This window comes from Streptomyces sp. NBC_01232, assembly GCF_035989885.1.
Taxonomy (GTDB): Bacteria; Actinomycetota; Actinomycetes; order Streptomycetales; family Streptomycetaceae; genus Streptomyces.
In genome coordinates this window covers 8,629,079-8,647,318 of sequence record NZ_CP108518.1, presented here as the reverse complement: position 1 = coordinate 8,647,318, position 18,240 = coordinate 8,629,079, and the positions used below count along the sequence as shown (strand labels likewise).

Annotated in this window: 18 protein-coding genes and 2 pseudogenes; 9 read left to right on the top strand and 11 right to left on the bottom strand. The window is 71.2% G+C overall.

Going from position 1 to position 18,240, the window contains the following annotated elements; genetic code table 11:
- Positions 1–318 precede the first annotated feature (318 nt).
- Positions 319–1,032: a sulfatase/phosphatase domain-containing protein gene (locus OG444_RS39780; protein WP_327260054.1), complete on the bottom strand. Its 714-nt coding sequence runs from the start codon at positions 1,030–1,032 to the stop codon at positions 319–321.
- Complete coding sequence (locus OG444_RS39775) at positions 960–1,787, bottom strand: hypothetical protein (protein WP_327266619.1); 828 nt, start codon at positions 1,785–1,787, stop codon at positions 960–962. The genes OG444_RS39780 and OG444_RS39775 overlap by 73 nt, the downstream gene beginning before the upstream one ends.
- Positions 1,788–2,605: 818 nt before the next feature.
- Between OG444_RS39775 and OG444_RS39770 the strand changes: the two genes are divergently transcribed.
- A complete protein-coding gene (locus tag OG444_RS39770; RefSeq protein ID WP_327260057.1) occupies positions 2,606–3,358 on the top strand; it encodes an ASCH domain-containing protein in 753 nt (250 codons plus the stop codon).
- Positions 3,359–3,373: 15 nt separating this feature from the next.
- Here OG444_RS39770 and OG444_RS39765 read toward each other — a convergent pair.
- A protein-coding gene (locus OG444_RS39765; protein WP_442810733.1) for an IS5 family transposase occupies positions 3,374–4,233 on the bottom strand; the annotation gives its coding sequence in 2 pieces (ribosomal slippage) (positions 3,374–3,873 and positions 3,873–4,233; 861 coding nt in all).
- Between the two features lie 227 nt (positions 4,234–4,460).
- The gene (locus OG444_RS39760) at positions 4,461–4,865 is read right to left on the bottom strand and encodes an AMP-binding enzyme (RefSeq protein WP_327260058.1); all 405 of its coding nucleotides are present in this window, start codon (positions 4,863–4,865) and stop codon (positions 4,461–4,463) included.
- Between OG444_RS39760 and OG444_RS39755 the strand changes: the two are divergent.
- The 3 genes and pseudogenes from OG444_RS39755 to OG444_RS39745 form a co-directional block, all read left to right on the top strand.
- Positions 4,831–4,971: pseudogene (locus OG444_RS39755) on the top strand (IS21-like element helper ATPase IstB); the annotation flags it as partial. The gene OG444_RS39760 and the pseudogene OG444_RS39755 sit on opposite strands and share 35 nt — an antisense overlap.
- Positions 4,972–5,130: 159 nt before the next feature.
- On the top strand, positions 5,131–5,628 hold the full coding sequence (locus tag OG444_RS39750) for a hypothetical protein (RefSeq protein WP_327260059.1): 498 nt from the start codon (positions 5,131–5,133) through the stop codon (positions 5,626–5,628).
- A 2-nt stretch (positions 5,629–5,630) separates the two neighbouring features.
- Positions 5,631–6,089: a hypothetical protein gene (locus tag OG444_RS39745; protein ID WP_327260060.1), complete on the top strand. Its 459-nt coding sequence runs from the start codon at positions 5,631–5,633 to the stop codon at positions 6,087–6,089.
- 320 nt (positions 6,090–6,409) lie between these two features.
- Here OG444_RS39745 and OG444_RS39740 read toward each other — a convergent pair whose 3' ends face one another.
- On the bottom strand, positions 6,410–7,240 hold the full coding sequence (locus OG444_RS39740) for a hypothetical protein (protein WP_327260061.1): 831 nt from the start codon (positions 7,238–7,240) through the stop codon (positions 6,410–6,412).
- Positions 7,241–7,406: 166 nt separating this feature from the next.
- Between OG444_RS39740 and OG444_RS40890 the strand changes: the two are divergent.
- Positions 7,407–8,150: pseudogene (locus OG444_RS40890) on the top strand (protein kinase domain-containing protein); the annotation flags it as partial.
- Positions 8,151–8,344: 194 nt separating this feature from the next.
- Here OG444_RS40890 and OG444_RS39735 read toward each other — a convergent pair.
- From OG444_RS39735 to OG444_RS39715, 5 genes are all read right to left on the bottom strand, one after another.
- Positions 8,345–8,989, bottom strand: a complete 645-nt coding sequence (locus OG444_RS39735) for a response regulator transcription factor (protein ID WP_327260062.1) — start codon at positions 8,987–8,989, stop codon at positions 8,345–8,347.
- Positions 8,980–10,143: a sensor histidine kinase gene (locus tag OG444_RS39730; RefSeq protein ID WP_327260063.1), complete on the bottom strand. Its 1,164-nt coding sequence runs from the start codon at positions 10,141–10,143 to the stop codon at positions 8,980–8,982. The genes OG444_RS39735 and OG444_RS39730 overlap by 10 nt, the downstream gene beginning before the upstream one ends.
- A gap of 9 nt (positions 10,144–10,152) precedes the next feature.
- Positions 10,153–10,815 (bottom strand): DedA family protein, encoded by a 663-nt coding sequence (locus OG444_RS39725; RefSeq protein ID WP_327260064.1) that lies wholly within the window; start codon positions 10,813–10,815, stop codon positions 10,153–10,155.
- A gap of 480 nt (positions 10,816–11,295) precedes the next feature.
- Positions 11,296–11,736, bottom strand: a complete 441-nt coding sequence (locus OG444_RS39720; RefSeq protein WP_215140860.1) for a hypothetical protein — start codon at positions 11,734–11,736, stop codon at positions 11,296–11,298.
- 140 nt (positions 11,737–11,876) lie between these two features.
- Complete coding sequence (locus tag OG444_RS39715) at positions 11,877–12,179, bottom strand: hypothetical protein (protein ID WP_327260065.1); 303 nt, start codon at positions 12,177–12,179, stop codon at positions 11,877–11,879.
- 598 nt (positions 12,180–12,777) lie between these two features.
- Here OG444_RS39715 and OG444_RS39710 point away from each other — a divergent pair.
- From OG444_RS39710 to OG444_RS39700, 3 genes are all read left to right on the top strand, one after another.
- Positions 12,778–13,515, top strand: a complete 738-nt coding sequence (locus OG444_RS39710; RefSeq protein ID WP_327260067.1) for a dienelactone hydrolase family protein — start codon at positions 12,778–12,780, stop codon at positions 13,513–13,515.
- 538 nt (positions 13,516–14,053) lie between these two features.
- Positions 14,054–14,206, top strand: a complete 153-nt coding sequence (locus tag OG444_RS39705; RefSeq protein WP_327260068.1) for a hypothetical protein — start codon at positions 14,054–14,056, stop codon at positions 14,204–14,206.
- A 120-nt stretch (positions 14,207–14,326) separates the two neighbouring features.
- Complete coding sequence (locus tag OG444_RS39700; RefSeq protein ID WP_327260069.1) at positions 14,327–15,808, top strand: UDP-N-acetylmuramoyl-L-alanyl-D-glutamate--2,6-diaminopimelate ligase; 1,482 nt, start codon at positions 14,327–14,329, stop codon at positions 15,806–15,808.
- On the opposite strand, the gene OG444_RS39695 is transcribed toward OG444_RS39700, so the two are convergent.
- Complete coding sequence (locus tag OG444_RS39695; RefSeq protein ID WP_327260070.1) at positions 15,805–16,503, bottom strand: TetR/AcrR family transcriptional regulator C-terminal domain-containing protein; 699 nt, start codon at positions 16,501–16,503, stop codon at positions 15,805–15,807. The two genes, OG444_RS39700 and OG444_RS39695, sit on opposite strands and share 4 nt — an antisense overlap.
- Before the next feature lie 136 nt (positions 16,504–16,639).
- Here OG444_RS39695 and OG444_RS39690 point away from each other — a divergent pair, with 136 nt between their 5' ends.
- A complete protein-coding gene (locus OG444_RS39690) occupies positions 16,640–17,371 on the top strand; it encodes a DUF4386 domain-containing protein (RefSeq protein ID WP_327260071.1) in 732 nt (243 codons plus the stop codon).
- Positions 17,372–18,240 lie beyond the last annotated feature (869 nt).

Genomic DNA, 18,240 nt, shown 5'->3' with positions numbered 1-18,240 from the left:
ACGAACAAGATCCACTTTCGCAACAGACCCTAGGCCACGAGGTACTGAGCGGCTCAGGATCCCGGGCACCGGTGTCCCCGTCACCGGCCGCATCGTGACAGCCGGTCACCTCCCGGGCTCGGGAAACAGGTCATGTACTGACCTGAAAGCGTGTCACCGGCCACCCTCCCCGGAGTTTCGCGCAGTGGGCCACTGCGCACGCCGAGACATTCCGGAGCCTCGGCTCCGAGTAGGACACCGGACCGGGTGTCGGGCGTTCGCCAGCACCAACGAGACCGAGTGGCAACCCACAGCAGCATCCTGGGCAGCGGCGGAGCGTCAGTGTCGGGTTGCGGTCGTGACGGCGGCGGGGTGGTCGGTGTCGCCGTGCCAGGTGGGCCAGCCGAGCAGCCGGGGCCGTTCGGTGACCCAGGTGTGGGTGTCGGTGCCGATCTCGACGTCGATGAGATTCTCCAGCAGGGCCCGGTAGCGTTCGACCAGGTCTCGGTTGGCGGGGTCGGCGGCCAGGTTCTGCATTTCGGCGGGGTCCTGCTCGCGGTCGTAGAGGACGACGTCGTTCTCGGCCAGCAGGGCTTGCGTGGTGGACGGACGGTTGGGGTTCAGGGGGGAGAAGTAGCGGCCGATGGTGTAGCGCTGGTCGGAGTAGCCGCGCAGGAAGCCCCGCTTGTTCCAGTCGGGGCGCAGGTCGCCGGAGGCGATGCGCTTGGGTGCCTCGGGGTCGGCGAACTCGAACCAGAACGAGGCGTCCAGCGTCGTGATCGACTCCACCGCGTTGAGGATGCCTTCGCGCACCGGGTGTCCGTGGAGCACGGGCATCAGTGACCGGCCCTTCAGGGCCGGGTGGCGGGTGGCCGTCTGTGCGGCGTCGAGCCCGGCGATCTCCAGCAGGGTGGGGGCGATGTCGACGGAGGACGCGAGCGCTTCGGTGCGGGCTCCGCCGGCCACGTCGGGGTGCGCGATCATGAACGGGACGTGGAAGTTCTCGTCGTAGATGAGGTTGCCCTTCTGGCGCAGGCCGTGGGAGCCCGCCATCTCACCATGGTCCGAGGTGAAGACGACGACCGTACGGTCCGCCTGCCCGAGGCCTCCAGTGCGTCCAGGACGAACTCGACGCTGCGGTCCACGTCACGGATGGCGTTGAGGTAGAAGTTCACGCCGTCGTACCAGTGCTGGTTGTTGGCGACTGGTTTGAAGACCGTGTTTATTACCTTGGCGTACTCCGCCACCGCCGGTGCCTCGCCGGAGAGGTCGTCGCGCAGGCTGGTGGGGAGGTCGAACTCCCAGCGCCGCTGGTATACGGGGATGTTCGCCGCTGCCCGGGTCACCACGGCGTGGGAGAGCCCGAAGGGGAGCTGGACCTGGGAACGGCCGCCGTAGTCGAAGCTCATGATGTCGTGCGGGTTCACGAAGTTGACGGCCATGAACCACGGCTGGTCCTGGCTCACGACCGGCGCCCTGCTGCGCAGCCAGCGCACGGCCTGGCCCGCGATCACCGGGTCGAGTTTCAGGCCCGCCCAGGCGCCGCCGTCGATGTCGCCCCAGTCGTTGAACTCGCTGAACCCGTAGGGCTCCAGTGCGTCCGTCGTGGGTCCGGGGTTGTCCGCGGTGATGTAGCAGTTCGACAGGTGCCACTTGCCCTGGTAGGTCGTGTAGCCGACCGCAGCATCGTGCCGAGCGTGCCCAGCTCGGGGTTGAGCGGGCGGATGTACGGCATGTTGTCGTTGTCGTAGATCTCGGTGAGCGGCAGGTGCTGCCCCGTGTAGATGACCGATCGCGCGGAGCTGCACTGCGCCGACGCGGTGTAGTAGCGCTCGAAGGTGGTTCCCCGGGCCGCGATGCGCTCCCGGGCGGGCAGGGAGAACCCGGGCGGCCGGGGCAGGGAGGCGCGCTCCTCGTCGGTGACGATCAGCAGGATGTTGGGGCGCTCGGTCATGACCTGCCCTTCGCTCGCCGCACGCCGCACGCCGCACGCCGCACGCCGGCGGGTGGATCGGGCGGTTGGAGACCGCCCTCGCGCGCGGTTGGGTACGGATGCCTCCGAATCTGGGGTGGGAGGCCGGCCGGGGCCGCGCAGGACCCGGCCGAACGCGGCCGGACGAGTGATCGCAAACGTCCGCGGCCGGCGGGTTCGGGCAGGCTCCCGTCCATGAAGGCGGGGTGCCGCCCGCGCAGCTGGTGGGTGACCGGGTCCGGTCGCCGAGATCCGGTGCACGACCGGCCGGCAGATCTGCCCCGGGGGGCCTGGCCACGTCCCCCTCGGTGACGCGGCGCCGCCCGGTGTGCCGGTCCGGATGTCCTGCCCCGTAGACGGCTCAGCCCTGGCCCCGGCGCCGGGACAGGCGGCCGGCTCCGGTGCCAGGGCTCTGCGGCGGGTTCAGGGGCGGGGTTCAGGGGCGCCCGTCCGTGACCACGACCAGCCTCAGCCGGGCCCCTCCGTCCCTGCCCACGGGACCACCGTAGGGGCCCGGTCAAGGCAAGCCGAAATGCCGTGGAACCCACCTGCGTGGCGTGGAATGATCTTCGGCGACTGCTGACAAAAGGGAAGGCTGACAACGTGTACGTACCGTCATCTGCACGAGCTCTCAATGATGACGAGCGTGAGCTCGTGGAGCTGGCACGCCGCACCATAGACGCGCATACCGACGCCGGGCCCGACGAAGACGGGATCCACACGATGGGTGCCGCGGTCATGGCCGCCGACTACCGGATGTTCGCTGGCGTGAACCTCTACCACTTCACCGGCGGACCCTGTGCCGAACTCGTGGCTCTGGGAGCCGCACGAGCCCAGGGCGCCCGCCAGATGCGCTGCATCGTTGCCGTGGGAAACCACGGGCGCGGTGTCATCGGCCCGTGCGGGCGCGATCGGCAGGTCTTCGTGGACTACTACCCCACCATGCGCGTCATCGTGCCCACGCCCGCGGGCCCCAGGTCCGTTCTCGCCGCCGACTTGATGCCGCTGACTCAGCGATGGACCCCGGAAGGCATGAACGGTCTCGACCCGTCGCTCTACCAAGATCCCGAGACGGCCGGTCCCCCGATCATCCGGTTCAACCCCCGCTACCTTGGAGACGTCCGTTCTGGCGCCAAGACCAAGACCATCCGCTTCCGGGACCCGGCCCAGCTCGGGCCGGCACGGCTGGTGTTCGAAAGCGACCCCGAAGTCGTCCTGCCGGCCGAGGTGACCGGCATCAGGCACTGCCTGGTCAGCGACCTCACCGACCAGGACGCCCAAGCCGGGGGGCTGACAACCGCAACCGAACTCCGGGAAGGCCTCAAGGGCCACTACCCGGATCTGGCGGGAACCGACGAAGTCGACGTCATCACCTTCCAGATCAACGACAAGACAGGCGCCTCCTAGGTTCTGTCTCTTTGGTCAGTGTCGGGTCCAGATGAGGATGCCGGCGAGGTGGAGTGCGGCCTGGTAGGCGATGGCGAGTTTGTCGGTTCGCGTGGCCAGGCCGCGCCATTGCTTGAGGCGGTTGATGCAGCGTTCGACGGTGTTTCGTTGCTTGTAGGCCTCGCGGTCGAAGCCGGGCGGGCGGCCTCCGTGACGGCCTCGCCGTTGGCGGTGGCCGATCTGGTCGGACGGCTGCGGGATGACCGCGCGGATTCCCCGGCGCCGCAGATGGGCCCGGATCGCGCGTGAGGAGTAGGCGCGGTCGGCCAGGACGACCGCGGGCCTGGTTCGGGGCCTGCCCGGACCGGTGCGGGGCACGCGGATACGGTCCATCACCGTCTCGAAGGCAGGTGCGTCACCGGCCTGGCCTGCCGTGACGGTGAAGGCCAAGGGGCGGGCCCGGCCGTCGGCCGCCAGGTGGACTTTGGTGCTCAGGCCTCCGCGGGAGCGTCCGAGTGCGTGATCGGCCGGCTCCCGGCGTCCCGCCGCCCCTTTTTGAGTGCTCCGGCGGCGTGCTGGTGCGCTCGGACGACGGTCGAATCGACGGAGACGGTCCAGTCGATGTCGTCGGCGGCGTCCGCCGCGGCCAGGACCGAGGCCAGGATCCGTTCCCAGGTTCCATCGACGGCCCATCTGACCAGCCGTTTGTGAGCGGTCTGGAACGACCCGAGCTCGTCGGGCAGGTCCCGCCAGGGCGAGTTGGTGCGGTACTTCCACGCGATGGCTTCCAGGGTGCGCCGGTGGTCGGCCCACCGCCGTCCACGGACCGGATCGGCCGGCATCAGCGGCTCGATCCGGTCCCACATCGCATCAGTGATCACTAATCGGACAGACACATCCGATCAACTGACCAATCCATCAAAGAGACACGCGCTAGACCGCGGAGGCACCAGCGACGACCGGGCTGCAAGGTGACGACGAGCGGGTCTCCTCCGACACCCGCACCAAACGGCCCGAGCTTCCTTCGCTCTCTTGCGGACCCTCGTCCTCGCCCAGCCGTCATGACCGTCACGAAATGTCCGCCACGGCCTTGGAAACGGCCAGGGACGCTCCGCTAGTCGCATCACTCGCTCCGGTGTTCAGCGAAGTGGGGAGTTTCAAGAAGCGTGGCCCGGGGCGTCGGCTTGGGTTTCCTGCTCGTGGAGTGTGCGGGACGTGTCGAGACGTCGAGACGGAAGGTATCCGGCTCCGGGTGGCCCATGCGCCGGTGTCGGCCGATGTCGGACAGGAGCCGGGTCCCGCGCCGGATCGTCGCTGCCTGGGGCAAAGGGATGTCGTCGGCCACAAGTCGTTGGACGGTGGCGAGGGAAGGCGGGGTTTTGCGGGGGACAACGACGGCGCAGGCGATCTCATGGCCGTCGGCGTCGGGTACGCCGACGATGGCGGCTTCGGCGACCTGCGGGTGGTTGGCCGGTTCTCCTTCCACCACGTACGAGACGTTCACCGATCCCTGTCTCTGCGCTGCCATCGTCTACCGTCTCACTTTGGGCGGCACGATCACCGCAATCGGCACCGACTCCTACCCGCTCGCCTCCACCCGGGCGCGAGCCGAGGAACCCGCCAAGGCCGACTGACCGCCCGGGGCGCTACTCGACGGTCAAACTGGGGCTCGAGTTCACCTTCGATCCGGAGAAGTTCACCGACGCCGCCGGTGACGCGGTCGGCGACACCGCCGGCGATTTCAAGGACTGGCTGCTCGACTGATGCACGTTTCCGTGGAAGGAGGGCCCGAGATGCCCACGACACTGCCGGTGCCGATCGAATTCCGCCTGCCGGAGGGCTGGCTCGTCGCTGCCCCTCCGGACGGGGGCGCCTCGGACGTGGCGTTCGCCGCGGTGCATCCGCAGGCGGACGCCGGGTTCAACGCCAACATCACCATCGACGGCGGATTCCTGAAGGACTCGGTGACGCTCGTCGAGGTCGCCGACGCCTCGGCGGAGCGCCTGCGCGAGGTTGCAGAGCCGGTCGTGGTGGTCCACCGCCACGAGGTCGGCTCCGCCGACGCACCTGCTCTGACCCAGCGGCTGAGCTTCTCGGCCGTCGCCGGCGACGCCCGCCGGAACCTCGTCCAGCCCCAGGTCTATCTGGCCGTCCTGGACACCGAGGACCCGCACAGGCGGGCAATGATCCGGCTGGCTCTGACCGCCACCGAGGCCCAGCACGACAGCGTCCTGGGCGAGTTCCAGGACTTCGTGCGCACGGTGCGCTCGGACTCCAGGGCGGGGGTCTGACGATGGGCCGCCTCTGGGACAAGTGGACCGGCACCAAGTACCCCGACAGCGGTGTCGCCTCCGTGCCCGCCATGGAGCTCCGGGAAGCACTGCTCGCGCTCAACAGCCGGAACGTACCGTTCATCGTGCGCCATGCCCTGCCCAAGGAGAAGGCCGACCTGGTGGCGGAGTGCAAGATCCCGAAGGCGAAGCTGACGCTCAAGACCCGCATGCGCCTGGTGCCGGCGAAGTGCGAGGTGCTCGTCCTGGAGGAGCGGTGGGAGCCGTCGCACGACTCCGGTCAGCAGTACGGCCGTGGGGGCTTCAAGGTGTACCGGCAGTGGGAGTACCGGCGTGGTGCCGACGGCCGTCGGCACAAGGTCGAGACGCTGCGCTTCGACACACGGGATGTGAGGGATCCACTGCGCACCATGGTCCTCAACGCGGGATGGACCTGGCGCGGAGTGCTGTTCCGGTACTGACCGGCCGGTCCGGCCGTGTCATAGCCCTTGTCCACCGTGGAACCGGTCCTCCCAGGGTTCCAGGACCGCGGCCTCGCCTCTGGGTTCACCCTGCTCGGGACCCGGTTCGCGTACCCGCCGGGTCGACAGGCAGGGCACTCCAGCACGCGGTGGGCCGTGTCGCCCGGCTTTCCGGGTCGTGCGTCTGGTGGTCGCGGCGGGGCGGGGCGTACAGGAAATCGACCACTCCACGCCCCCGCCGCACAACTTGAGGATCAAGGCAGGGCCTGCTCCGGGCTCGGATCATGTGGGGGCGTGAGCGCGCTGCCGCGTCGGCGGGGTCAGTTGGGCAGCTGTACGTTCCAGGTGCGGTTGCCCGCCGCGTGGTGGTTGACCTGCACGGCCTCCTCCGGGTTCGCCGCGTCGAAGGCGGACGTGACGCGGTGCACCATCTCGTCGCTCTCCCAGAACGGCTCGGCCTTGGTGAAGCGTCCGCCCTGCTTCTTGCGGACCTTCCAGCGGAACCGGACGGTGTAGTCGACGAGGAAGTAGCCGGCCGACATGCGTGTGGTGGTGGAGAAGCCGGGGTTGTCGACGAAGGTGATCCGGTCGGCAGCGTTGATGATGTTGCCGTCCTCATCGTTGTACGGGGGGCGGAAGGGGCCGTCCACGCCCCAGGCGCGGCGGGGGGCCTTCTTGGGCTGGTAGTTCACCGACGTCGGAACGATCTGGCGGCTTTCGTCGGAGACCTCCTGCCAGAAGTCGTACGCGTCTGCCGCGGGCGTCTGCATCCCGTCCGCGCGGCGCAGCGTTGCCGTCTGTTCGAAGCCGATGTTGTTGTTGCCGTTCAGCGACTGCTCCTCGTCTCCGTCGTAGCGGGAGGTGAAGACAAGGGTCGGATTGCCGATCTCTTCCTCGGCCCTCTGTTCCTTGCCCTTCACCGAGGGTGTCGCGCCGGCCTTGCCGCTGCGGGTGGCCCGGGTGGCCGCTCCTGCCTCGGTCTTCTGCTGGTTGGCCGGGGGGCTGTCGCCGCGCTCGACGACCTCGTCCTGGGTGCGCTTTTTGCCGCGCGTACCGGGAGCGGCGTGCGGCACCTTGGACCCGGCCGGGCCCTGCGCGATCATCTGCCCGAGTGTCGCGTTGCCCACCGAGCGCTGCATGGCCGCGGCCATGGCCGGATTGACCGGTCGGAGTCCCGGCGCGACCTGCTGGCCCCTGTCTGGATCCGGTGCGCGTCGGTTCGCCTTGGTCGCGGCTTCGGCCTCTTCCCGGTCCTTGCGCAATGGCACGGCGCCCACTCCCCGCGGTTAGACAGTCTACCCAAAGGACGCTACTGGTATGGCCAGGGGCACAGGAGAGGCACAACGCCACTGCTGGGGGCAGCATGAATGCCCGCGAGGGACAACCGACCGGGATGAGACAGGAGCACGTCGCCTTCTGCCCCACCGGCAAGTCCATCCGGCTCGGCGGCACGTGACTCGGCATGGCGAAGGGCCTGCGCCCGTCGAGGCGGCGGCCCTTCGACAACCCTGTCCTCGTTCGCTCTACGGGGCGGTGAACTCCACGTCGGGGCGGCCGCAGCCGGCCCGCGATGCCGAGCAGCCGGTCGTGCTCCGCTTCGTCGGCCGCGAGGCCCCGGCGGAGCCTGGTCGCGGTCCACTCGGCGCCGTACCGGCACAGCGCGACCGCGGACGGCGCCGGCCACACCCCGCGACCAACCGCCCCGGACCGGAAGGTGGCGGCCGGGCAGAACGCGGGCACGGGGACGTGATCACGCGGGGGTGCTTGTGGAAAGCAGGGAACCGTCTGGCCGGCCTGTACCGGCTGGTCGAGCGCATCGGCCGGGGCGGCATGGGCGAGGTCTGGCAGGGCCTGGACGAGGAACTCCAGCGCCCCGTAGCGGTGAAGGTCCTGCGCGAGGACGTCGACAGCACCCAGGCCGTGGCCCGCTTCCGCCGGGAAGCCACCATCGGGGCGAGGCTGCGGCACGCCGGGATCACCACGGTGCATGACGTCGGGCGTGATGTCGGCCGGCTGTTCCTGGTGAGGGAGTTCCTGGAGGGCCACGACCTGGCCGAGCTGCTGGCCCGGTGCGCGAGCGGGGCGAGGTCGGCGCACGGTGAGGCCGCGGCTTGCGCAGGTCCGCGATGGGGCGGGCACTCCATCGGCGAGAGTCGATCCCGGCCAATCGACCGGAGCGCGCCCGGTCACCGGGCGAAGAGCACGGCCCCGCTCGCGCCGGCCTGCCGCCGCCCCGGACCGATACGGGACGACCCTCAGGCCTCCAGATACCGCAGCACCGCGAGGATCCGTGGGCTATGGCCCTCGGTCCCGCGCAGCTCCAGCTTGTCGAAGACCGAGTTGAGGTGCTTCTCCACCGCGCTCAGCGAAAGGTGCAGCCGCCGCGCGATGGCCGTGTTCGTGCACCCCTCCGCGAGCACCTGGAGCACCTCCCGCTCGCGCGGGGTCAGCCGGGCCAGCGGATCGGCGTGCGCGCTGCGCACCACCAGCTGCCGTACGACCTCCGGGTCGATCGCCGCGCCGCCCGCGTGGATCCGCTCCAGCGCGTCGAGGAACTCCTCGACCTGCGCCACCCGATCCTTCAGCAGATAGCCGACCCGCTCCGCGCCGGCCGCGAGCAGCCGGGCCGCGTAGCTCCGCTCGACGTGCTGGGAGAGGACCAGGACGCCGGTCCCGGGCAGCCGTTCGCGGATCTCGACGGCCGCCCGTAGCCCCTCGTCGGTGTGGGTCGGCGGCATCCGGATGTCCACGACGGCCACGTCGGGGCGGAGCCTCTCCGTCTCGGCGACCAGCGTCACCGCGTCGCCGAACGCCCCGACGACCTCGTGCCCCTCTTCCACCAGGAGTCGGGCCAGGCCCTCCCGCAGCAGGGTCGAGTCCTCGGCCAGGATCACACGCACGGCAGCTCCGCGACGATGGTGGTGGGGCCCCCGAGGGGGCTGTCGATCCGCAGGACGCCGTCGAGCGCGCAGACCCGTCCGCGCAGCCCGGTCAGGCCGCTGCCCGCCGGATCCGCGCCGCCCCGGCCGTCGTCCTCGATCCGCACGGTGAGCGGGCCGCCGGGCGGCCCCGCGACCCGCACCGAGACGGCCGAGGCGGCGGAGTGCTTGGCCGCGTTGGTGACGGCCTCGGAGACGACGAAGTACGCGGCTGTCACCACCGGGCGTGGGAGCGGCGCCGCCACCTCGTACGCGATCCGCAGCGGCAGCCCGCACCGCTGCGCCACCCCGCCGAGCGCCTCCTCCAGGCCGAGGCTGTCCAGCGCCGACGGGTACACCCGCCAGGCCACCTCGCGCAGTTCGGCCAGCACCTCCTGGGCCTCCCGGTGCGCCTGGCCCAGCAGCTGCGCCGCCCGCTCCGGATCCCGCCCACCGCCCCGGCGTGCCCGCCCGATGAGCATCGCGAGCGCCACGAGCCGCTGCTGCACCCCGTCGTGGAGGTCGCGCTCGATCCGCCGCCGCTCCACATCCACGGCCCGCACGACGGCGGCCCTGCTGACCGAGAGCTCGTCGATCCGGCGCCGCAGCAGCTCCCGCTCGGACGGCCCGAAGCACTCCCGGGCCAGCCGGGCGTCGAGCGCGGTCAGCGCGAACAGTCCCTGGAGGCCGAGGAACAGCAGGACGCCCCCGAGGACGAGCTGCGTCAGCAGCTCCGCGGTCCCGATGGTCCCGCGCACCACCCCGCCTGCCAGCAGTCCCGCAAGCACCAGGCCAAAGCCGAGCAGCGCCAGGACGACCCCGCACATGAGCCCCGACCAGGACCGGACCGCCAGGTGGCGGACCACGCCCTCGCCCCCGTACGTCTCAGGGAACCGGTCGCCGAAGAAGCAGGTCCGCCGCCTGCGCTCCACCTCCACGAGCCGCCGGGCGCCGGAGCCGTAGACCCCGAGGGCGTACGGCCGCGTTCGCGGCCACAGCAGGAAGGCGCCGAGCGGCACCCCGGCGAGCAGCAGGTACAGCAGGCCGGCCGGCGCCGTCAGGCATCCGGCGAGCACCCCCACCGTCCGCCGGACCGCCGACCGCGTTCTCGCGCCGCCCCGTTCGCCCCCGCTCACGCCCTCACCCTATGCGCGCCGGTGGCGGGCGGCCGCCCCGCGGGCCCGGAGCCGTACCGTCAGCCAGGTCGCGCCGGCCGCGAGGACCAGGACGACGACGGCCTTGGAGGCCACGCCCACGTACGACTCGACCAGTTCCCAACGGTCTCCGAGGGCGTAGCCGGCGAAGACCAGGACGCTGTTCCAGGCCAGGCTGCCCACGGTGGTGAGCAGGAGGAAGAGCGGGACCGGCATCCGCTCCACCCCGGCCGGCACCGAGATCAGGCTGCGGAAGATCGGCACCATCCGGCCCAGGAGCACCGCCTTCGCGCCGTGCCGCCGGAACCACGCCTCGGTCCGCTCCAGGTCCGAGACCTTCACCAGCGGCAGCCGCGCCCACAGCGCGTGCATCCGCTCCCGGCCGAAGAGCGCCCCGATCCCGTACAGGGCCAGCGCGCCCACCACCGAACCCAGCGTCGTCCAGAACAGGGCGGAGGCGAGGCTCAGCACGCCCTGCCCGGCGGCGAAGCCGGTCAGCGGCAGGATCACCTCGCTCGGCAGCGGCGGGAACAGATTCTCCAGGGCGATGGCGAGGCCCGCGCCCGGCCCGCCGAGCGTGTCGACGAGGCCGGCCGCCCAGCCGGCGATGCCGCCGGCCGGCTCCTGGGCGAGAGTGGTCGAGAACGGCGTCATGAGCGCTCCAGGTCTCAGGGGAAGGTCCCCCGGCGGACCCGCCGGACGACCCTCCCCAACCTAGGAAGCGCAGCTCGCGGCCGGTATGCGCGTTCCCGCCCGGCGCCCCTGCGGAAAACCGCAGGGGCGCGACGGGGCGCCGCGAGCTGTCGGCCTGCCGGCGTGGACATCGCGTGGCGGTCGGCTGTTGTGGCCGACCGGAGCCCAGGCAGACCTCCGACGCCGCTGTGCGGCCCGGAGCCCGGCCATCGTGAACGGTTCATGCGCCTGACCGCAGGATCCGCGCGCGAGCTGCGCGCAGCGCAGGCCGCCGCCCGCGTGCCACTCCAGCACCGGGGTGACCTCGCCCCCGTGCTCGGGGCACCACAGGGCAGGAGCCCGGCGTGAGCGCGCCCTGCTCCCACCGGGAGGCGTACTCCCGCGTCAGGGCAGTCCCGTACCGGGCGTTGACCTGATCGGACAACCTGTCCTGTGACCCGATCAGCGGCGGCCGGTGGCCAGGATGACGAGGAACTGGCCGCCGCCCGCCTGGATGTCGGCGGTCACCGGCATTCCCGGTACCAGTCGGGAGAACCGGTCCACCAGCCAATCCGCCGCCTCTTGGGCGTCCTTCCTGGTCGGGCAACGGCCCACCATCTCGCGGCCACCCTTGCGCTCCAGCCTCTCGGCGACGGCGATCAGCGGTGCGGGTTCGACTACATACAGGCGCTCCGGCCAGGCGATGACCACCTTGACCGCACCCTTGCGGGTGTTGCACCCGCGGTGCGCGAGCCGCTCGGCCACCTTGGCCTTCCGGTCGGCGGTCCGGCTGTCGACGCTGGGCCCCCGCGGGTCGTTCACCGACTCATCGGGGTCGACCGGTTCGTCACACACCCAGCACCGCCAGCCGTCGCGCTCGGCCACATCATCAAGGAGACTCATCCGAGCAAACTAGCCTGCCCGGCCGCCACCCGCGCACCAGGACCCTGGCACGGCCTCAACACCGGCCGGCCCCGCCGACCGCTCACCCGGCGGCCTCAGCCGGCCCGGCCCCTCCTTGTACGGAAACGGGGGGCGGTCGGCTACCAGCTCTGCCACGTCGGGGCGGGGTAGCGGGGTGCACGCCGCTTGCGGGCTTCGAGCCCGAGAAACGCGGCTCCCGAGGCGAGGGTCGCGAGGAACGACACCAACATGGCCAGCGGCAGCAGGACGTTGGCGGGTTCCCCCAGTCCGAGCCACAGCGCCGCCGCACCCATCGCCAGGACCACCAGCAACAAGACCCTCACGGTGAGCGGCAGCTTGCCGCTCACCGCGACGAAGACATACCCGACGAGCAGACCCGGCGCGACGGCCACTATCAGGCCCAGGAACAAGAAAACGAGCAAGGCGATGATCATGTCGTGCCGACCTCCGGATCTCATGGCCAACTCGTGCCGAAGGCAGACGGATTCACGTCAGCCGCCGGTCCGGAAGGCCCTTCCGGAGCTCATGCTGTCAGATTTTCTGAACACGTTCAACGCGGCTCGTGGACGGCGTCCCCGAAGCCGCGGATCCGGGCGCTCTCGCCGGCCTTCGGCCGCTCGGCGTCCACCGGCGGCGGGGTGGTCACAGGACAATCCCCCGCCGACGGAGGCGGCCGGACCACCACGAACGCAGGGACGGCTCCACGTTCGTCGCGTATCGCACGACCAGTTCCGGACCATGCCCGCAGGCTTGGACGCGCGCCCGCCGGGCGCGAGATTCCCCAAAGGGGGCCCGCCGCCCGCGGCCTCGCCCCTCGGGGCGAGGAAGTCTTCCCCGCCCCAAGGGGCCCGCGGGCCGACGCCTGACGCCGTGGTGTGACCGGGATACGCGCCAGAGGGGCAACGGGATGATCTTGAAGCCCTGAGCCCGGCCCCCGTATTCCAGAGGGACACCCACGCTGTTCCGCCAGCGGCAGAACACCGGACGGACCGGACTCGATGATCACTACGGTCCAGTCTCATGACGACGATTACGACGCGCACGGTCGAGTACCCGGCGGACGGTTTGACGATGACCGGTCACCTCGCGCTCCCGGCCGGTGTCGACCGCCGGCCCGCGGTGCTGCTCGGACCAGAGGGCACGGGGCTCAGCGACGTCGAGCGCCGCCGGGCCGATGCTCTCGCCGAGCTGGGATACGTAGCACTGGCCTTCGATCTTCACGGCGGGCGCTATTTGGGCGACCCCGAGGAGATGCTGGCCCGTTGCCTGCCGCTGCTCGCTGATCCCGACCGGATGCGGGGCATCGGCCATGCGGCGCTCGACGTGCTGCGCACCGAACCGCGGACCGACCCCGACCGGATAGCCGCCGTCGGTTACGGCACCGGGGGCGCCATCGGGCTGGAACTCGGGCGCGGCGGCGTCAGCCTGCGCGCGATCGGGACAGTCAACGCGCTGACCACGGGCCGGCCCGGCGAGGCGGCGCGCATCCGCTGCCCGGTGTGGGCCGGGGTCGGGTCGGAAGACCCGATCATGCCGCCCGCGCAACGGGACGCGTTCACCGCCGAGATGCAGGCCGCGGGCATCGACTGGCGCCTCACGGTCTACGGCGGCGCCCTGCACGCCTTCCACCACCCGCCGGTCGGCCACCCCACGGTCCCCGGCGTCGGCCACCACCCACAGCACGCACAACGAGCCTGGCGCGACGTCGTCGGCCTGCTCGCCGAATGCCTGCCCGTGACGGAGGATCTGGGGGCATGACCCAGGCAGACAGTCTGGTGCCAGGCATGGTCCGCGTCGGGCACCGACAGGGCGCGCGGTCAGGGCTGGTCCGGGCCTCGCCCCGACCCGGCGGCGGGGGGGGTCCGGGCGGAGCGGTTTCCCAGCCGGTGCCCTTCTGCCGCTCGCAGGCCAAGGCCCAGGCCAGCACCAGCGTCCTGCTGAATTCAACCGGCCCGCGTGTTGGCCGGCTCAGAAATCACCGCAGCAGGCTTCACCATGACGGCCACCCAGCGGTCAGTGGGCAACTCCGAACCGTATCCGCGACAGGCCCTCGCCCCCGGAGACGTCCGTCCAGTCCTCCAGCCATTCCCTGGCCTTGGCCGGGTCCGTAGTCATGGGGCACAGGGTCCACGGGGCGGTCGGTGCGCGGGCCGCGAAAGGACCTCCAGGCGTCGGCGGCGCTCAACGTAGGGCAGGGGCAGCAGCTCGGTGCCGTCGATCGCGCCTTCCCTTCCGGACCCTGTCGGCCGAGCCGGCGGCGATCCCCGGGCCGCCCGGCGGGCCGTACACTCGGCCCATGGGTCGCACACGTTCCTCGAGGCAGTGCCTGCAGCAGGCCGCCTTCGGGATGCGCCCGGCCGCCGGGGTTGCGGCCCTCGTCGACCCGGCCGGCACGGCCCTCGCCGTGGCGCCCAAGACGCGCCGTACGGCCCTGCACGGCCACGGCTAGCGCTTCGCGCCTGCGCCCTCCCCCGCTCCACATCACCACAGCAGCTTCCCGGCATGCCGCCGGCGCTGCCGCCTGGCTACGGCCGCACGCCCGGGCCCGAGCCCCCTCGAAGGGATCATTGTGAAGCTGAGCGCATTGCTGGCCGGGCAGGAGCACCACGTTCTCCAGGGTGATCCGGACACAACGCTGATCACCGCGGGAACCACCTTCGACGCCGACCGGGTGATGCCGGGCTCGCTCTTCATCGCCGTACCCGGGCACCGGGAAGGCGGCCCCGGCGCCGTCTCGCCCGCGCTGGCCCGGGGCGCCGCCGCCGTGCTCGTCGACGGCCGTGAACCCGACCTGCCGGCCGCGGCATGGCCCCCAGGCACCTGTACCGTCCGGGTACCCGACACGCGTACGGCCGCCGCGGTGGTGAGCTCCCGCTACTTCGGCGAGCCCGGGCGGCACATGGACATGGTGGCGATCACCGGCACCAACGGGAAGACCTCCATCTCGTACATGGTCGAGTCCGTTCTGCGGATCGCCGAGGGCTCCAGCGTGGGGGTGATCGGAACCGCCGGAAGCAGGATCGGCGACGAGCCGATCCCCATGCCGCCATCGGTGCTGACCACACCGGAATCTCCCGACCTGCAGTACCTGCTGGGGTACATGCGCGACCGCGGGGCCGCCGGCGTGGTGCTGGAAGCCACCTCGATGGCACTGCTGACGCACCGGGTCGACCGGACGTTCATCGACGTCGGGGTCTTCACCAACCTCACGCAGGACCATCTGGACGACCACGGGACGATGGCGAACTACCGGGACGCCAAGCTGCGGCTCTTCCAGGGCCTGTGCCGGCGTGCGGTGGTCAATGCCGACGACCCGGTGGGCGCGGGCATCGTGTCGATGATGCCGGGGGCGGTGACCACGTACGCCCTGGACCGTCCGGCCGACTACCGGGCCACCGACCTCGTGGTGACTGCCTCGGGCACGCGGTTCACCCTCCATCACGACGGACGCGCCTACCCGGCCTCGATTCCCGTCCCCGGCCGCTTCTCGGTGGCCAATGCGCTGGCCACCGTGGCGGCCTGCCACGTGCTGGGGCACGAGCTGGGCGCCCTGGTCGACGCGCTCGACCGCATGCCGCCGGTCCCGGGCCGGCTGGAACGCTTCCGGACCCCGCTGGGCACGTCGGTGATCGTGGACTATGCCCACTCGCCGGACTCCCTGGACAAGGTCCTCACCACCATCAGGGGTTTCGCCCGCGCCCGGGTGATCACGGTCTTCGGCTGCGGCGGGGACCGCGACACCTCCAAGCGGGTCGAGATGGGCCGGATCGCCGGGACCCATTCCGACCTCTGCGTCCTGACCTCGGACAACCCCCGCAACGAGGACCCCGAGGCCATCCTGGACCAGGTGGCCCCCGGCCTCACGGCGACCGGCACCCCCTTCCGGCGCTATGCCGACCGCCGCCGGGCGATCGCCTTCGCCCTGTCCGAGGCGGGCCCCGACGACACGGTCCTGATCGCCGGCAAGGGCAGCGAACCGCACCAGATCGTCGGCGAAAAGCTGCTCCCCTTCAGCGACATGGCCACGGTGCGCGAGCTGGCCCAGATCTAAGGGGCCGACCTCCAGCCCTGCGCGTGGAGACGTTCGAATCCCTCGAGGAGGAGGTCCAGCGCGAATTCGAACTCGAACCCGTCGTCGCAGCCCGTGCCGATGACGGAACCCCGGTCGTGGGCCACCGACCGGGCCAGTTCGGTGACGTGGGGGTAGCGCCGGGCCATCTCCTCGTACGCGGCCGCCTGCGCCCGCTCGTCCTGCGGTGCGGTGCTCGCCGGGTCGTCGAACAGCTCCTCGGTGAAGCCCAGCACCCGGCTGCCGAGGGCGTGCATCACGTGGTGGGTGAGGTCGAGGGAGAAGCCGCCGGCCCGGAACATCGCGATCACGGAGTCCAGGTAGGCGAGTACGGCCGGGGTCGGGCCGGTGCGTGAACGGATCACCTGGGCCGCCCAGGTATGGGCGAGGAGGGCGCCGCGCGCGCCGAGGATCCGCCCGCGGACCGCGCTCTTCCAGTCGGATCCGGGGGCCCGGCCCCCGATCCCGGCGACGACGACCTCCACCATGCCGTCCAGCAACTCCTCCTTGTTGGCCACGTGCTTGTAGAGCGCCATCGGTACGACGCCCAGCTCCTGGGCGAGCCGGCGCATGCTCAGCGCCTCGATGCCGGAGCCGTCGGCGAAGGCGACGGCGGCGCGCAGCACCCGGTCCCGGCTCAAGGGGATCCGGCGTGGTTCCTGCGGCTGCTCGGGCATGTGGGCTTCTCCCTCGATCCGTTCCCGGGACGGCGGCGCGGGTGCATCCCGCCTTGACGAGTGTACGGCGTACACCTAGGGTGAGCGGCAACTGCAAGGTGTACGCCGTACACCTTTTGAGGGGGGTCTGTTCCGCATGAGCTCAACCAGGAGAACCGCGGTCGTCGCGGGAGTGCTGTTCCTCGTCACCGAGGTCGCCGCGATCGGTGGCCTCGCGCTCTACCGCCCCGTCCTGCACGACGCCGGGTACGTCATAGGTCCCGGCGCCGACACCCGCGTGTTCCTGGGGGCGTTGTGCGAATTCGTACTCGTCCTGGCGGTCACGGGCACCGGGGCCGTGCTGTATCCCGTCCTGCGGAAACGGAACGGAGGGGCCGCCGTCGGCTACGTCTGCGGCCGCCTGCTGGAGGCCGCCGTCATCGTCATGGGCATCATCGGCGTGCTGTCGGTCGTGACCCTCAGGAGGCAGGCCGAGGGCGCGGCGGGCGCCGACGACGCTTCCCTGGTCACGGTCGGCCGTGCTCTGGTGGCCTTTCACGACTGGACGTTCCTGTTCGGGCCGAACTTCGTGCTGGGCGCCAACACCCTGGTGCTGGCGGCCCTGATGTACAGCGCGCGGCTCGTGCCGCGGTACATCGCGGTCCTCGGGCTGGTCGGCGGGGCGATGATCTGCGCCTCGGCGACGGCCGTGCTGTTCGGGATCTACGAGCAGGTCTCGGTGGCGGGGTCGCTGGCCGCCCTGCCCGTGTTCGCCTGGGAGGTGACCCTGGCCGTCCGGCTGCTCCGCAAGGGCTTCGACGAAGGCGCCGACGAACGCGCCGACACTTTCGCCGACGCACGCGTTGGCGAAGGTGCCCGCGTCGGGTGACCGCTCTCAGGACATCCGGGCCACGTTCCACAGCGGCAGGCTCCGGAACGCCGGCGAGAACCGCACCGACGGCTGCGACACCCGCCGCGAGGACCTGATCACCGAAGCCGTCGAACCGCCGGTGGTCGGCCCGCGGTGCACACTGACCGGGCGCGGCCGGTGGTCGTACTACGACGAGCTGACGTCACCTCCGCCACCGCGCCGGACATCGACCACATGGCGCCCCTGGCCGAAGCGCAGGACTCGAAGTAGGCGGAGTCGGGCTGGCCGCATCATTCCGCCGCTTCCGCAGGCCGCGCGGTGCGGTCTGAGAACGGGGGTGTCACTCGCCCAGGTGAGGGGGTGGGGTTCTGGACCTGGGTGGAGTATCCGGCGCCCGATGTTGCATGAGGTGCAACCGTCGGAGGTGTGGGGTGGGTGTGGCAGATGTGCCGGGTGCGATCCGGCTGGTCCGTGCAGGCAACGTCCGTGCGCTGGACCCGGAGCCCGCCATGTTCGACGCCATGCTGCGCGGGTGGCAGGACCAGCAGCGGAGCCGGCTGCTGGCAACGAAGACGCTCGCGGATCGCGTGAGCCCGGTACGTCGGTTCGGCGAGTTCACGGGCACGTATCCGCAGACTGGACGCCGGAGGACGTCGAGGCGTACTTCTGCGCCGAGCCTCGCTCCTACCAGGTAAAAGGGGTCTGCGACCGATGCGCGGTGCGCGACCGTCTTGGCACGCTGTTCTCCACCGTCCCGGACGACGGCTGCGGTGCGTACGCGCACATGCGGGCAGCTCTGATCGAGTGCCCTGAACCCGGCACCGTCCTGAACTGGCTACACAACTCCCGCTCCGCGCGTCTGCTCGCCGACCTCATAGCCACGGGCC

Bases quoted from the DNA above. Each gene is read 5' to 3' on its own strand.
- OG444_RS39780 (WP_327260054.1), bottom strand. From the start codon at position 1,032: ATGGCGGGCTCCCACGGCCTGCGCCAGAAGGGCAACCTCATCTACGAC.
- OG444_RS39760 (WP_327260058.1), bottom strand. From the start codon at position 4,865: ATGGCAGCGCAGAGACAGGGATCGGTGAACGTCTCGTACGTGGTGGAA.
- OG444_RS39750 (WP_327260059.1), top strand. From the start codon at position 5,131: ATGCCCACGACACTGCCGGTGCCGATCGAATTCCGCCTGCCGGAGGGC.
- OG444_RS39745 (WP_327260060.1), top strand. From the start codon at position 5,631: ATGGGCCGCCTCTGGGACAAGTGGACCGGCACCAAGTACCCCGACAGC.
- OG444_RS39740 (WP_327260061.1), bottom strand. From the start codon at position 7,240: ATGGCCGCGGCCATGCAGCGCTCGGTGGGCAACGCGACACTCGGGCAG.
- OG444_RS39725 (WP_327260064.1), bottom strand. From the start codon at position 10,815: ATGACGCCGTTCTCGACCACTCTCGCCCAGGAGCCGGCCGGCGGCATC.
- OG444_RS39720 (WP_215140860.1), bottom strand. From the start codon at position 11,736: ATGAGTCTCCTTGATGATGTGGCCGAGCGCGACGGCTGGCGGTGCTGG.
- OG444_RS39710 (WP_327260067.1), top strand. From the start codon at position 12,778: ATGACGACGATTACGACGCGCACGGTCGAGTACCCGGCGGACGGTTTG.
- OG444_RS39705 (WP_327260068.1), top strand. From the start codon at position 14,054: ATGGGTCGCACACGTTCCTCGAGGCAGTGCCTGCAGCAGGCCGCCTTC.
- OG444_RS39695 (WP_327260070.1), bottom strand. From the start codon at position 16,503: ATGCCCGAGCAGCCGCAGGAACCACGCCGGATCCCCTTGAGCCGGGAC.
- OG444_RS39690 (WP_327260071.1), top strand. From the start codon at position 16,640: ATGAGCTCAACCAGGAGAACCGCGGTCGTCGCGGGAGTGCTGTTCCTC.